The 14,936-nt window shown below is 46.0% G+C and carries 12 protein-coding genes; 3 read left to right on the top strand and 9 right to left on the bottom strand.

What is annotated here, in order from left to right:
* Nucleotides 1–7: 7 nt before the first annotated feature.
* Nucleotides 8–1,618 carry a response regulator gene (locus MKY23_RS05395; RefSeq protein WP_339836056.1) on the bottom strand — a complete coding sequence of 537 codons (1,611 nt, stop codon included), beginning with the start codon at nucleotides 1,616–1,618 and terminating at the stop codon, nucleotides 8–10.
* A gap of 369 nt (nucleotides 1,619–1,987) precedes the next feature.
* On the opposite strand from MKY23_RS05395, the gene MKY23_RS05390 reads away from it, so the two are divergent.
* A complete protein-coding gene (locus MKY23_RS05390) occupies nucleotides 1,988–2,188 on the top strand; it encodes a cold-shock protein (protein WP_090917732.1) in 201 nt (66 codons plus the stop codon).
* 379 nt (nucleotides 2,189–2,567) lie between these two features.
* Here the strand turns inward: MKY23_RS05390 and MKY23_RS05385 are convergent, their stop codons facing one another.
* From MKY23_RS05385 to MKY23_RS05370, 4 genes are all read right to left on the bottom strand, one after another.
* Nucleotides 2,568–3,287, bottom strand: coding sequence for a response regulator transcription factor (locus MKY23_RS05385; protein ID WP_339836052.1), 720 nt, complete (start codon nucleotides 3,285–3,287; stop codon nucleotides 2,568–2,570).
* Nucleotides 3,284–4,507, bottom strand: coding sequence for a sensor histidine kinase (locus MKY23_RS05380; RefSeq protein ID WP_339836049.1), 1,224 nt, complete (start codon nucleotides 4,505–4,507; stop codon nucleotides 3,284–3,286). The genes MKY23_RS05385 and MKY23_RS05380 overlap by 4 nt, the downstream gene beginning before the upstream one ends.
* Before the next feature lie 113 nt (nucleotides 4,508–4,620).
* Nucleotides 4,621–5,067, bottom strand: coding sequence for a hypothetical protein (locus tag MKY23_RS05375; protein ID WP_339836046.1), 447 nt, complete (start codon nucleotides 5,065–5,067; stop codon nucleotides 4,621–4,623).
* Nucleotides 5,068–5,238: 171 nt separating this feature from the next.
* A complete protein-coding gene (locus MKY23_RS05370) occupies nucleotides 5,239–6,927 on the bottom strand; it encodes a methyl-accepting chemotaxis protein (RefSeq protein ID WP_339836043.1) in 1,689 nt (562 codons plus the stop codon).
* A 611-nt stretch (nucleotides 6,928–7,538) separates the two neighbouring features.
* Here MKY23_RS05370 and MKY23_RS05365 point away from each other — a divergent pair.
* Nucleotides 7,539–9,308, top strand: coding sequence for a methyl-accepting chemotaxis protein (locus tag MKY23_RS05365; protein ID WP_339836040.1), 1,770 nt, complete (start codon nucleotides 7,539–7,541; stop codon nucleotides 9,306–9,308).
* 463 nt (nucleotides 9,309–9,771) lie between these two features.
* Here the strand turns inward: MKY23_RS05365 and MKY23_RS05360 are convergent, their stop codons facing one another.
* The 4 genes from MKY23_RS05360 to MKY23_RS05345 all read right to left on the bottom strand — a co-directional run bounded on the left by MKY23_RS05360 (nucleotide 9,772) and on the right by MKY23_RS05345 (nucleotide 13,781).
* Nucleotides 9,772–10,677 (bottom strand): IS3 family transposase, encoded by a 906-nt coding sequence (locus tag MKY23_RS05360; RefSeq protein ID WP_336122791.1) that lies wholly within the window; start codon nucleotides 10,675–10,677, stop codon nucleotides 9,772–9,774.
* 5 nt (nucleotides 10,678–10,682) lie between these two features.
* A complete protein-coding gene (locus tag MKY23_RS05355) occupies nucleotides 10,683–11,012 on the bottom strand; it encodes a transposase (RefSeq protein ID WP_221791733.1) in 330 nt (109 codons plus the stop codon).
* 100 nt (nucleotides 11,013–11,112) lie between these two features.
* Complete coding sequence (locus tag MKY23_RS05350; RefSeq protein WP_339836037.1) at nucleotides 11,113–11,685, bottom strand: hypothetical protein; 573 nt, start codon at nucleotides 11,683–11,685, stop codon at nucleotides 11,113–11,115.
* 515 nt (nucleotides 11,686–12,200) lie between these two features.
* On the bottom strand, nucleotides 12,201–13,781 hold the full coding sequence (locus MKY23_RS05345) for a hypothetical protein (protein ID WP_339836035.1): 1,581 nt from the start codon (nucleotides 13,779–13,781) through the stop codon (nucleotides 12,201–12,203).
* Nucleotides 13,782–14,305: 524 nt separating this feature from the next.
* Here MKY23_RS05345 and MKY23_RS05340 point away from each other — a divergent pair.
* Nucleotides 14,306–14,884, top strand: a complete 579-nt coding sequence (locus tag MKY23_RS05340; RefSeq protein WP_154890699.1) for a TetR/AcrR family transcriptional regulator — start codon at nucleotides 14,306–14,308, stop codon at nucleotides 14,882–14,884.
* Nucleotides 14,885–14,936 lie beyond the last annotated feature (52 nt).

The following is a 14,936-nucleotide window of genomic DNA, read 5'->3' as shown; positions in this document are numbered from 1 at the left end:
CTCCAGTTCATTGAAGGGAACCTTCTGGGGTCATAATGGCCTGTTTCCGATACTCTTTGGGCGAGACGCCAGTATGCTTTTTAAAACAAAAGCTGAAATAATTCGGCTCGGCAAAGCCCACCTTCTCGGCAATCTGAAACGACTTCAGCTCCGTAGAGCGGAGCAGTTCCCTCGCTTCATCCATTCGAATCTGCATCAGATATTGCAGAAAGGTAAGCTGTACTTCTTTTTTGAAAATGCTGCAAAAATAACCGGAGCTGATATGTAGATGTGCACATATCTTCTGAATGGACAGATCCGGATCGGCATAATGTTTCTTCGTAAACGTAAGCGCCTGCTCCACAATATCTTTGTATACATGCTGGCGTCCGCTGGATATCCGCTGTTGTACAAGCAGACAGACTTCACTCACCTTATGCTGTGCCTCGGACAGACCCGGAAGTCGGAACAGATCCGTATACAGCTGGAATCCGGCACCGAATATATCCTCCATCTCTTCACCCGAAGCCTGTGCGGCCTTCCAAACGGTAGTTAATACTTCGATCAAATACAACTGAATATCACTGCGCCCGTGTTCCACCGTAATTTCCCGGAAAATGAGCTGTAGCCCTTGCTCCAGCTCTGCCTGCGTTCCCGCCTTCAAACAGCGGGTTAACGTCTGTTGTTTCAATTCATCAAAACGTAGCTTGCCTGCGGCCTGCCGATCCACGTCCCCAATGTAGATCAAGGAATCCGTCCCTGGCACAAGTCGGTAATCCAGCGCCAGCAAGGCATCCTCATAGGCATGTTTCACATCGGGAAGGGTGTTCACAAGCCTGCTCGATCCAATCGTTACAGGCACACGCAAATAGTGACGGATGCTTCGCACTACATTTTCCAGTGCATGCTGTTGCGGGTTTTCCGCCTTCCCTTCTATTCCGTCCAGCGGTTCCACGTAGAGCAATACAACCGTCTCTTGGTGCATAAAGGCATAGCCTGCCTTGTGATCCGCCCACACCTCTGCCGCAATATTCAGCGCTGCAAACAGCTTCAATTCCGGATCTTCGGTCGGATGCAATGTAAGGATCGATACACCATAACGTTTACCTCCCAGTTCCAGTCCGCACTGGCTTGCCCGGCTTAATATATATGCTGATGATTTCTGGCGATGTAACAACGTTGCAATCAAATCAGCCTGTAATAAAGGCAAGCTGGTGCGATAGTGTTCTCGCAATTGTTGCACGTCCTCACGTTCCGCGATCTCCGCCTCCATCTGAGCACGCAATCTGGTGAGCAGTTCGGTAAGATGTCCAGCCGAGAAGGGCTTCAACAAATATTCATCCACACTAAGCGATACCGCCTGCCGAGCGTAATCAAATTCATCATATCCCGTTAAAATAACGACCTTCACTAGTGGATTTCGCTCTCTTAATCTTCGTGCCAGCTCCAATCCATCCATAAACGGCATGCTGATGTCAGTAATCACGATGTCGGGTTCTATCCTCTCTGCCATCTCCAGAGCCTCACGGCCATTCTCGGCCAGACCCACAATGCGTAGATCCAGTGCCTCCCAATCCACCTCGACAACCAACCCTTCACGAACATCTTCCTCATCATCCACGAGCAGAACCCGGTACATGATATGCTTCCTCCCTTTTTCTCTAACGAACGAATATGCACGGTCTTTAACCGATATCATAAAGCGCAAGGTTTCCAACATAATATACAATAAAATTCAATTCATGTAATCGCTTTCTTTTTGGTGAGAAAATATGATCTACCGATGAATCATTTTATCCCGTCTGGCAAGGGATTGCGCCTCTATGGGCGCTCTTTTTTTTAGAAAATACATTCAAAAATTGACTTATATTGGTACGCGTGTTATGATGATATAGGTCGATACATTAGTGGACAGAACGTCTACGGTCTAACCACCGAATGAGCATTAATTATTGAATGCAGCTCATACCAATGGTCGTACAAAACTTATTATTTTTGGAGGAATCACATGCAAACAGGTACAGTAAAATGGTTCAACGCAGACAAAGGATTTGGCTTCATCGAAACTGAAGAAGGAACAGACGTATTCGTTCACTTCAGCGCCATTCAAGGTGATGGTTACAAAACGTTGGACGAAGGTCAACGTGTAGAGTTCGAAGTAACTCAAGGTAACCGTGGTCCACAAGCGGAGAACGTTACTAAACTGTAATTGATACGAGGGCTGCCTCCGGCAGCCCTTTATTTATGCCCACCGACACTTACTTTTTGTTGTTTTATCTACATCCATCACAGAAAAGAGGTTTTTATTCCAACAGATCATTATAAAGCAAGTGAACACGTTGTATTTTCCACGGTTGACGACATCATTAACTTCTACTCGCCTCAGCAAACGAGCACTGAACGTACCGAAGCTCACTCACGTCCTGCGCGTGCGGCTGATCCATCCAAACACACGGATCACACGAATTATAAGGCCGAACGTTAACCACGAAAAGACAGCAACCTATCCGACAAAAGCAGAAGGCCCTGAACCGCTTGAACGGTACAGGGCCTATTTCTATTTTATTTGTAGTCCTACATCTGTATGCTTATTTTACATAACCGTTTCGAATGGCAAAAACCACTGCCTGCGTGCGATCCTCCACCTGAATTTTCTGCAAAATGCGATGCACATGCGTCTTTACGGTGCTCTCGCCAATGAACAACTTTCGGGCAATCTCTTCATTCCTTAGACCGTAAGCCATCTGTTGTAACACTTCAAGTTCACGTCCCGTGAAGGCATCTGCGAGCGATGCGAGCTCTCTCGTTTCCTGTCTGAAGGTTGAATCTACAGCTTCTTTGGCTTTTTTGTCATCCTGGGCTGATGTTCCGGGCGACCGTACTGCAATGCCGATCACCTTCGCCGCAACAGCAGTTCTGTAGATCGCTTCACCGCGATAAGCCGCCCTGACCGCATCAATCAGTTCTTCCGGCGCGGCGTCCTTCAACAGATAACCTACGGCCCCGGCACGTATTCCCTGATATACATAATCTTCTTGATCAAACGTCGTTAAGATGACGACCTTGCATTCGGGCTGCAAATCCAGTAAAGCCTGTGTGGCTTCCAGTCCGTCCCCGTCCTCCATCTGCACATCCATAAACACGACGTGGGGGTTTAACTCTACCGCAAGCCTCACCGCCTCATGTCCGCTCCCTGCCTCACCAACCACTTCCATATCTTGCTGGGCATTAATAATAAAACGCAACCCATGCCTGACCAGATGCTGGTCATCCACTAGAAGCACACGAATCGTTGATTTCTCTGTCATAGCTCCCCTCCTCCTGATGTCGATTTTATGCCTCCATGTGGAATGCAGACAGTCAGCTTCATCCCGTGCGGATAGATCGCTTCGATGGTCATTGATCCTCCAACCCTCTCACACCTTGCTTTCATACTGGATAAGCCAAAACCCGGTACAAGCAGTTGTTGCTGGATGAATACGCCGTTATCCTCTACCTGCATGAACAGATCCTCTTCCTGTTCCTTGATATGTACGCTTATTTGGGTAGCTTGGGCATGACGAATAATGTTCGATAACGCCTCCTGTAGAATCCGGTACAGTAGTTCGGACGTCTCCTGCGACCATGCTTCCTTTGGCCCAGCATAGCGCAGTTCAATGGAACAACCGGTTAACTTCTGTACTTCACTGACCAGACTGTTCAGCGCAACCAGCCCAAGCCCAGCTTCGCTGCTCCCCATCTGATGAGCCACCGTCCGCACTTCCTGCAAGCTTTGCCGCACCACATCCAGCACGGTGCCAATGGCTTTATCCGCTTCAGTCGCGTCCACCTTCATCATATATGGAATAGCTTGAAGTTGCACAATAGCCGATGTCAGACGATTCCCGATACTATCGTGCAAATCCATCGATATTCGTCCCCGCTCTTCAATCACCGCATAGTACATTAAACGCACGGTTGCCCGCTCCAGTTCTTCATGCGTATGCTGAAGCTCATCATGTGCCTGGCTCAATTCGTCATGTACAGCCTGTAATTCGGCATAATGACGCTCGCTCTCTCGCCTGCTCTCCCGCTTGATCCGTGCTCCCCAGCAGAAAATGTACGTGACAATATAAGCCATCGTATATAACCAAATCAGATGTAACTCCACTCCGGCAGCATACAACAATAGCCCGTTACCCACGAGAATGATTAACCCCAGCCACCAGGAACGGAATACGGGCAGATTCAACGCAGCATATCCGATGAGATAAAAGGTAAGCTCAAAAATACGATACTCTGCATGGAACAATGCCGCATAGAGAAGCGTAGCCGCCCAGGTTAAACCAATCATGATCGTACGAATCCGATCTTTTTTTAGCCAGTTCGGTGTCCAGACCAGTACAAAGTAAGGTAAACGGATAACGAGACCTGCACACAAACCGAGCCAGGTGAATGGTTCCATTGGACTGACCAGATTATACAGTAGCAACAGACTGAGAATCATATCCCCTGTGTGATCAGCTATAAATTTTCGTATGTTATTCAACGTGACCATTTGATTCTGCATAAGTTTCCCTTTCGCATCACCTTGAATCCAGCGAGCCTGATCAGATGACTCCTCGTAAGGATTCCAGTTTAATTTCGACTATACGTTGAAAACTATACCTTGACAGCTTGCATGTGACGAACCCGATAATAAATGATAAACCGACGAGCAGCAATACTCCCGAGCGGTATAAATAGCAATGCACTGCTCAGAGCAACCACACTGTGATGTACATCCAGTGTACTGATGTAATGCTTAACCAGCATAATGATGATAAGTACAATAGCTGTGCCCATGGAACCTTTAGACATCACTTTGCCAGTCAACGCATCCACCCGCAACCGTTCCATCCAGGCACGCCACAAGCCTATACCGCAACCAATGACCAGAAACATAATATAAAAAAGCAACGTCAGCCCTGTAAGAGGTACTTGAGATATATTGAAAAAGATGGCAACCGCAACAATCACAGGTAGTATCCACATGCGATCAAGCTTAACCTCTTTTTCCCTCATCGATAACAATACAATAATCAAACCTGTAATCACCATATTCAACATCTAACATTCCTCACTTTCTTTCATATTACGTCTCTTCTTACCGCTCCATCTAGGAACAGTATAACCAGCCCAAAGTAAATAAAAGTCCACCCGCAGGTGGACTTGATGCAATTTCACTTCAATCTGTAGGTGGATCGTGTTGAAAGATTAAGGAGAAGCCTAGGCTACATGTTATATCTTAAAAGGTTTCAGGGATGCTTGCAGTTCTGCCGAAACATCAGACAGCATCGCTGCGGACTCCTTGATCTGCTCCACAGATTTGAGTTGCTCTTGTGCAGACCCGGCGGCATGTTGAGAATTGGTGCTGGCCGTCTGTGCATGACGTGCAATCTCGTTCACCGATGCCACAATCTGCTCTACACCTGCCGACATCTCTTCACTGGTCGCCGCCATATCTTCGATCTCTGTTGCAATGCGCAGGTTCGTATCCCGAATCTGGGTAAAGCTCTGTTCGGTTTCTTTTGTAAGTCGCAAACCCTCGCTTACTTCTTGCTTCACTTTGGCCATCGCTGCCAAGGAATGCAACATGTCCTGTTCCATCGCTCCGACAAGCGCTTCAATCTGGCTCGACGATTGTCCAGCCTGTTCAGCCAGCTTCCGCACTTCGGTAGATACAACGGCAAAACCTCTACCTTGCTCTCCCGCTCTTGCAGCCTCGATGGAAGCATTAAGCGCGAGCAGATTCGTCTGGCCTGCAATCTCATGAATAGCAGAAACCATCTGACCGATCTGAGCAGACTTCTCCTCCAGCATACGAATCACTTCATCCGTCGCACTGACGGAAGCTTCAATGGCTGCCATCTGTTCCACCGTTAGCTGTACCGCTTGTCCTCCAGTGTCCGCTTGCTCCCGTGAGTACACTGCGGCATCTGCAATGCTGGAAGCTCTATCTGCTATACGCTGTACGCCGATAGCCACTTCTTCCATCGCTTGCAGATTCTCTTCCGTACTTACAGTCTGACTTTCGGCCCCTCGGGCGACCTGTTCCACAGAGACAGCAATCTGTTCTGACACACTTGCGGTCTGTTCCGCAATCTGTAGCAGCAATCCCGTGGAATGACCTGCTTTATCCGCTGCGTCCAGCCCGCCTTGAATAATGCCCTGCAAGCTACTTCTCATTTCATTGTAACCTGCACCTAGCATACCAATCTCATCTCTAACATGATCGACCACTGGCTGTGTGAAGTCTCCCGTTCCTGCACGTTTAATGGCAAGAGATACCCGGTTAATTCTGGCTCTCACCCTGCGGACGTACCAAACAATCAATACAATGGCAATCAACATCGCAATACCAACGACGATCAGAAAGGTTCGAAGAAACGAAGAGATAATCACATCAATTAATGATTGAGAAGCACCCACATAGAAAATACCGATGATCTCTCCTGATGCGTTTTTAATGGGTTCATAAGCAGTTTGAGTCTTTTGTCCGACAACAACTGCTTCCCCAAAATACTTTTCACCCTTCTGCAAAACAGTCTGTGCCACCTGTTCGGACACCTTCGTGCCTATGGCGCGTTTCCCGTCAACCATTACATTCGTAGCGATTCGTTCATCTCCGCGAAAAAGGGTAACGGTATCCCCTGACGCGTTGCCGATTTCGTCCACCAGATCAAAATTTTCTTCCAGCAATGCATCGCCTTTGTACAACTGTCCATCTTTAATGGCCCAGTCTCCCGGGTATTTGTATGACAAAATGTGATTCGCCATCTCGAGATCCCGTTTCGCCTTTTCGGTAGCGAAGGTCTTAATGCCATTTCGCATCTCCATCACAACGCTGACCGCTACGGCCGAGGAAAACAAAATGAAAATACCGATCACGATCAAACTGATTTTAGTACCAATACTCATGCTACGCATGTGTGTGAGCCACCCTTTTCACGATTAAATTGTCTTGATCTCTGGCAGATTGGGTTCTGCTTAGAGATTTCACATATAGACTTATCGGTGTGGGTATACACATTTTTTATAACTTGACTGTGACCTTTATCACATTTTTTCCGAAATATTAACTAGTCGTTTACGTATTCTCCGTAATTGTGTCAAAAGATGTATGGGGCTGGGATATTCAAGATCAGGATTCCATGCCACATGTCCTAAAAGTGCAGATAACTCTTTGTTTAGAAAATAACATTTTCGTAATTCGAATCAGGAGAGAACACTCTTAACAATATGACACTTCTTACGTAAAATACGAAGATAATCCAAAAGTTCCAGTCCATAAGTCCTATTTTGTTTGAAAAATCTAACATTAATATGTCGAAATAACGATATAACTGAGGAGTAGAACTTACCTGGAGTTCATATACGTGAAGAACAAACACAATATAATTAGCAACTATAGTCTTCTTATCTGTAACGACATTGAAAATCTCATCGTAATTGGAGATGTCTATCCATCATGAAAGCAATGCAACACTAGCGTATACGACGTCCAGGTGAAGTCCTTTTTAATTTTACAGGAGGAGTGAATGACCTTGTTTAAAAAGCTTCGCTGGAGCACCATTCCATTTTTCGCCAAAAATCTGATCATTTCATTCGGGAGCATCGCTCTGATTGGAATTATTCTGATCACCGCAGCTTATCAGTTGCAAAAAAGTATATTAATCAAGCAATTGCAAGATCAAGCCGAGATTACGACCTTGAAATGGTCTCAGGATCTGGACACAAGTCAGGTTGAACAGGCCACATCCGAGAAGAGTTATTCCGATACATATCAGAGTAAGCTTAAGGAATATCTAGATTCCATCCACACCTTTAATCCCAATATCGCGCAAGCTTACATTTTCGGTTCACAGCTGGATCAAGAAAAGAGTGCTCCGATTTATGCGATTCCAACCAGTCTGGTTGAACCGTTTGAGAAAGATAAGTATCTGCCCGGTACAAACTATCCGTTATCTCCTCAGATTGAGCATGGTCTCGATGATATGAATGCAACCGGTGCACCTGCGTTTAGTGATTTCTATACCGATGATTTCGGAACATGGACAACACTGATGTATCCAATCAAAAAAGCAGACGGTTCCATCTACGCAGCGCTGTACTTTGATGTTGATGCAAGTGCCGTGCCCAATGGGCTGAATAAATTATTGCTTTACGGCCTGATGTACCTGGTCGGTTTCCTGATTCTGTTCATGGTACTGCAATTTATTATGCTGAAGAAAACCATGCGCCCGATTCGTGACCTCATGAAAGGCATTGAGGAAGTAAGCACAGGTAATCTAAACGTTACGATTCGGACAGGACGAGATGATCTGGGAGTCATTAACGAAAAGTTCAATGAGATGATTGAGCGTTTCAACACGACTCTGTTCAAAGTCAAAAATACATCTCGTCATCTCTCGAATTCGTCGAAAGAACTACTGGATATTTCGGCGAAAAACAACGATAATATTCAATCGATCAGCACCAACATCCGTGAAATCTCTACAGGTCTCGTCTCTCAGGACAAAGCAACTGTAGAAAGTGCACGCGCCATGACCGAGATGTCTACCGTAGTGCAGAACATTGCCGGAAGTTCGGCTGAAGTTGCCGATGAAGCGCTCAGCATGGAGCAACGCTCGAATAACGGACATGAAATTATGCAACAGGTTATCGACCAGATGGGCCTGATCTCAAGTGCTGTTCAGAACACCTATGCGTCGATTCAATCTCTGGAGAACCGTTCCAATGAGATCAGTAGCATTGTCGGCATCATTACGGATATCGCTGGTCAGACCAACCTGCTCGCCCTGAATGCTTCCATCGAAGCAGCACGCGTTGGGGAGGAAGGCCGAGGCTTCGCAGTCGTGGCTGGAGAAGTACGTAAACTTGCTGAACAGTCCCAAGAATCTGCAACCCAGATTCGTGCGTTGATCGATGAGATTCAGCGAGATATCGGCCAATCGGCAGACGCGATGGAACGTGGTTCGGAAGAAGTACAAAAAGGCCTCAACGTTACGCGGGAAACGGGAGCTTTCTTCGAAGATATCTTGACCGCTACCAACAAAGTAGCGAACCAGATTCAGGATATCTCCAGCTCCACCGAAGAAATCTCAGCAAGTACACAAGAAATGTCCGCGACAGCAGACGAACTCTCTGCAAGTGTCAGCAAAGCAGCAAGCAGCAGCAAACTCATCGAGAACTCCATCGCCGAACAGGAAACTTCCATGGCTGCCATCGTCAGCGCATCCGACGAATTAGCTGAAGTATCCGAGCAATTGCAAGAACTCATCTCGTTCTTTAAGGTAAAAGAAGCGTAAGCTGAGAAGTTTGGCTTGGCAGGCATACCGCGGAGGAGAGAAGTACAGATTATGCGGTCGTTGTGAATTGTATTGCATAAGAACCCGCAGAAATTGTGAGGAATTGCAGGCAATCACCAAGTACTGATCATAGGCGGTATGCGCCATAGAAGTACCATCAACCAAGGCTTGAGTGTTTGTGCACTCATGCCTTGGTTTTTTAGCTTGCTCTGATTGACGTTAATTCTAACGATCTCAGGAGACGCTATTTGCCTATTTTTTTGCCTCATAGAACTCTAACGATCACCAGAAACCTTATTTATTCGAAACACCTTGTTTTCCGACGTTTTCTGCTGTATTTCTTCCAAATAACGTCTGTGGTGATCGTTAGAATTGGAAAAGGTCATAAACTGACCAAATAAGCTCTCCTGCGGTTCAACCCCTTAATATTGGACACTAGCTAGCTTTTTCTCAGATTGACGCATCATAACGCAATGGATTTGGGTTCTATGGTTCCTTCGTTGACCAGGCGCAGGTAATCTGTCGGCGACCAGTCGTGTAGACTGCCGTGAATACGGTCTTTGTTGTAATAACGGATGTATCGATCTACCTCGGAAAAGGCTTCTTCGTAGCTTTCGAAACAATGTCGCTGGTAACACTCACGTTCCAGAACACTATGAAACGATTCAATAAAAGCATTTTTATTCGGTGTTCGAACGGGTGTCCGCTCATGCTCTAAACCTGCTTCTTCACAGAAGTTATAAAACGCTTTGCTTATAAACTGAGGGCCGTTATCGGTACGAATCACGAGCTTTGGCTCGGTTTTAGGGATACGTCGTGTTACCATAGCCTGCCGGAGCGTATTCAAGATGCTCTGCGTGTCGCAGGCTTTACCTCGATGGTGAGCGACGATTCGGCGATCAAAAACATCAATAATACTTGCGAGGAAAAAGTGCCGGCGTTTCCCTGCAACATAACCGTACTTGATATCCATCTGCCACAATTGGTTAGGCCCATCTACCGTTCGGTTATTAGCTACTTTTCTCGGTACAGTATGCGTTCGTTCGCGCTGAGGGAGAAGGATACAGAGAGACTTACAGAGCCGATATACCTTCTTTTTGTTAATCACCAAGTTGTATTTCCGGCGCAACAACACGGTTAGTTTTCGGTAGCCAAACGCCGCATCCGGCCCTTGGATCAAACGACGAAGAAACCCGAAAATCCGAGTGTCCGAGATACGCTTCCCCTGCTGGTTGTAAGAGTATCCAGGGATTTTTCGTCCGCTACTTATGGGTTGCTGGCGTTCAGGGTGTTTCAAGTGATAATAGTATGTTGAGCGAGGGACATCGCAGATCCGAAGCACCGTACGGACAGGATATCCTCGCTCAATCCAACCTATCGCGGTTTGTAGTCGGGGTACTTTTTTTTAACGAGATCCTTGAGAATCTGGTTCTCTAATTCTTTTGCGCCGAGAAGTTTCAAAGCTTCATCGTATTTCTCTTGTAATTCTTGATAGTTGGCTGCATCTTGCTGTATTTGTTGCGTTTCTTTTTGTTTTTTAGCCACCAGTTCCCCCACCTCATCTTCATATTGACGAACCCAAGTCGTCAGCGTTTTAGGAGACATGCCGTACTTTCGTGCCACGACCTCTGTCCGGAGGCCAGAAAGCACCTCTACGACATACTCCTTTTTCGCCTCAACCGGGCATCTAAATCGTCTTTTCATGAACACTCTCCTCATTTCATTTAGTGTATCTGAGGTGGCTTCGAGTGTCCAATTGGATTAGGGGGCTTTAAAGCCTGTGATCGTTAGCGCTCGTCCGAGACTAATTCACCGCATCAGCTATGCGGCTCAGGCCGGCCCTAACTTCATCCACGCTTCGGTAAGCTCCCGCAATTTTAACCAGCTTCCATCTATTTTGCTGCTTCAAATAGTGTAACGTCACCGCGCTGGGCATCAGGCATACTCGCTCATCACCCATTTCGAACCATTCCAGCTGCATTCCCAAATTTGCCGCAAATTGTTGAATACGTTCTACTGTCTCCATTGCAGCTAATTTAGAAGTAACTAAAGTAGACTCTACTGAACCTGAATCTGACTCTACATCTATTTCTGTCGCTACTCTTACGCTGTTCCCTACTTCGGCCCAAACATCCACACTATCAAACAAGTACGTCCCGTCCATCTGGAATGTCATATTTACCGTGTATCCTTCGTAATCAAAGCTAATTACTTCGAGTTTTTCCGCTTCCACACTCCACACTTCATCCGCCTGTGCTCTAACCTTCTCCAGTGTGATCTGAACACCTGCTGGTAAACACTGCGGCAACTTCCCCTTTTGCACATACTCTTCCAAAGAGATCGCGCCGATAAGTAACTTGGTTTGCTCGTTATTCATCGTTTGTTCGTCAGCACCTTTCCGAGTCTCTATCAATATTGTACTATTGCGCTTCGTTATTAAAGTTAAAGAATAAAAATATGTATACATCGGTTGTATGTCGCATGAATGTTTAATAAAATGAAAGTAAGGAAAAATAAGAGTAGCCAGGCCAATGGCTACTCCTGTACAGCATTTGCGATGGATAATCCTCCAAGTGTGTTTCGTAAGGTGAAGAAATAACCCGCTAGGCCTCCAACCTATGGCGGGTTATTTCTTTTTTCGATCAATGTATGTCAGGAGCGCAATAATTAACGTTGCGAACATGATTACATCTGAAAAAGAGAAATTCATAGACACCACAAATTGGCTGTACATTTTAAATTATCCCAGTGTGTAGGTGCTCAGACGAGCATCTTTTTTTATTTTTTAACAACTTACTTAAGTTCACATATTTCAATCGACGAACTCCAAACAGAAACGCCTGGTCAGGTGCAATATCCTGTCTAGGCGCCTTGTTTTATGGTGTAGCTCTTTTATTTAAGGTATCCTTTGGATTTCCAATATCGCTTCGCAAAGGATTCAACAGCATAGGGCAATTCCCCATTCAGCAAATCCTGATTCGCTTGCATCAGCTCTTTGCGTCCTCGTTCCAGCAATTGAACGGCATGTAGTAATTGAGGACCACCTACATAATGAAGTTCAAGCAACAATGGCTCTTCCTCATCCTCTTGCTCCTGAGCCGAGTATTCAATTAACACAATTTCCGTGCCGTCCGCATGCCGGTGTAGCGTATAGAAGTATTTCTCGACCTTCGTCTCCCCTTGTGTATCCGTATACTCTCTACCAATACGCAGCATAGCTGGCTGGGGAACATCATTATACATTTGACCTGCTTGTCGAAATGCAAAATAGAAGTCTTCAATCCACAACCCATGCCGGTCATCATCATAATAATCGTCATACGGCTCCGCGATAGGCAACGCTAATAATTCACGAATACGTTGCGGCGAAATCAAGGTGCGGACATACTGGTAATTCGATACGGACTGCAGCAAAGTATCCCATCCACGGTTGCTTAACTGCTGAATATCCGAAGGTGAGTCTTCCGTAAATACGCTCCATTCGGAGTTCTCACTGTTCACATAACGATATGCGCCTGAGATCATCCAGACAGGAGTGCCCGCTTGCTCAGCAAGTTCATTAAGAGAGCCTGAAGCTTGGCCTGCTGGCTCTATTTTGAGCAACAATGCACAGCCTTGGTCGTCTTGAAAATACAGACTCCGGAAATAGCCTTCCGTATACTCATCCCCGTAGACAGAACCTCGGCAAAACTGTCCATCCACCCAAAACTCATAGCTGTTCAGCAACTCACCCTGCTCTCTTACAGGTAATAATGAAGGGTGAGTAAGACGCTCAATGTTCTCAGCGGTGAACTGATGATTTTCGAACCAATCCGGTACATCTGGCGCTAGTTCTGCGGCATAAATATACTCTCGTTTAATGATAGGCTGGCCCTGTTGTAGCCTCTTTATCATCTCTTCTCGCCATGGAAAAGGCTCTTCTGTATCTTCGTCAATGACACACTCCGGAACAAATAACTCCAGCATGTCAAAGCCTTGCCATGGTCCGAGATCCTCCCACTCTTCAAGCTGACGCTTCACTTTCCGCTGTCCTTGAACCTGAATTCTATATTGCTCTGTACTTACTAGCAGCCCACCTTCTACGTTGCCTCTCACCGTCAATTCTCCATGGTTGTAATCTCCCCAGAACATATCCTCCACATAAAGATTACCTGTAATATATATTTCCTGCCCTCCAACGAGCATATAAGGCGTTGTAAGATCACCAAGCACAACCAGGTTAGAAGCAGCCGCGTCCGATCCTGTGTTTCCAATATAACGATCAACGATCAGATTTCCCTCCACCATAATTAAAAAAGGCCCCTCATCCAGCAACAGCTCATTGATATGAAGATCACCTGAATGTAGCCATGCTTCCTCGGCATCAAATTCACCATCATGTGCATCATTCTGTGTATACATCCAACTTTCGTGAGGCAACCTCGTTTTGATATCGGCAAAAGTAACCTTTTGACCTATGTGATGTATGGACATGTCCTGACACTCCTCATCGGTTGATATATGGATAACATCTTCAAAACTTCTAATCTCGAGTGAGTAGCCGATTGCTCATTTTGATACCGACTCCCACCTATGATTTCAATCCACACACTCCATACGGAGTGAGACAGCGAAAAACACATATAGTACGTTCGTACACATCACAAAACTACGTTTTTTCACTACTATTCTATGTGTTACCGCCAATGAATTCAATCTTTTTCCAGCGTATTGTTGCCAAAAGGCATCAAAATGTCCTATTTTCACTATTTTCAAGGTGCGAATCCCCCGGGGTTTTCATGTGAGCTTCACATTCGAACCTTACTCTACTCTCCCAACTTCTCCCCACCATCACAACGTTCACTTTCCAAACTATGACATAGATCACATCCAACTCCATACACAAGTGCTACATTAAATAACGACCAACTGACCAATGCAGTAAACTGGTCAATCCTAATTTATGTTTTACTCGCTTCACCCACTACACACGTCAGACCCCAAGGAGGCGCATAGCCGTGAAAACGATAGATCGAAGGCAACAGGTGATGGACTCTGCCGAGAAATCCTTTGCCCTGTTTGGCTACAAGGCCACAACGATGGAGCAAGTGGCGAGACTGGCCAATGTGGGCAAAGGAACGATCTATACCTTTTTCGAGAACAAAGAAGAATTGTTTGATGAGATCCTGCGCTCGATTATTGCAGACATGAAACGGATTACGGAGCAGACGGTGAAGGAAGAAAACTCTTTTCTGGATAACGTACACCAGAGTATGGACTCGTTGCTGGAATATCGGGAGGAGCATGAGCTGCTGATCAAGCTTTTCCAAGAGGTCAACGATTTCGGAACACCCCAAGCCAGAGAGGGTCTGCAAAAAGTAGAGAAAGCCATTCTCGAATACCTCGAGCGTCAAGTGAGTCGGGCCATGGAATTACAGCAGATTCGTAGCGACGATCCCAAGCTGGTTTCGTTTGTGCTACTGAAGTTATACGTCAGCCTAACATCCGATTGGAATAAAGCGCATCCTACCTTGCACAAGGATCAGATCAAAGCGTTTGTAGGTCTTTTTCTCAAAAATGGATTATCCCCCAACTAGAAAAACGCCCGCAGACGCACACATACCATACTAAATAGAGAAACAAGGGATA

Source organism: Paenibacillus sp. FSL R7-0272 (genome assembly GCF_037969905.1).
Classification (GTDB): Bacteria; Bacillota; Bacilli; order Paenibacillales; family Paenibacillaceae; genus Paenibacillus; species Paenibacillus polysaccharolyticus.
This window is presented reverse-complemented; position numbering and strand designations above follow the sequence as displayed.

Coding starts and splice junctions, on each gene's coding strand:
- MKY23_RS05395 (WP_339836056.1), bottom strand. CDS start 1,618: ATGTACCGGGTTCTGCTCGTGGATGATGAGGAAGATGTTCGTGAAGGG.
- MKY23_RS05390 (WP_090917732.1), top strand. CDS start 1,988: ATGCAAACAGGTACAGTAAAATGGTTCAACGCAGACAAAGGATTTGGC.
- MKY23_RS05385 (WP_339836052.1), bottom strand. CDS start 3,287: ATGACAGAGAAATCAACGATTCGTGTGCTTCTAGTGGATGACCAGCAT.
- MKY23_RS05375 (WP_339836046.1), bottom strand. CDS start 5,067: ATGTTGAATATGGTGATTACAGGTTTGATTATTGTATTGTTATCGATG.
- MKY23_RS05370 (WP_339836043.1), bottom strand. CDS start 6,927: ATGCGTAGCATGAGTATTGGTACTAAAATCAGTTTGATCGTGATCGGT.
- MKY23_RS05365 (WP_339836040.1), top strand. CDS start 7,539: ATGACCTTGTTTAAAAAGCTTCGCTGGAGCACCATTCCATTTTTCGCC.
- MKY23_RS05355 (WP_221791733.1), bottom strand. CDS start 11,012: ATGAAAAGACGATTTAGATGCCCGGTTGAGGCGAAAAAGGAGTATGTC.
- MKY23_RS05350 (WP_339836037.1), bottom strand. CDS start 11,685: ATGAATAACGAGCAAACCAAGTTACTTATCGGCGCGATCTCTTTGGAA.
- MKY23_RS05345 (WP_339836035.1), bottom strand. CDS start 13,781: ATGTCCATACATCACATAGGTCAAAAGGTTACTTTTGCCGATATCAAA.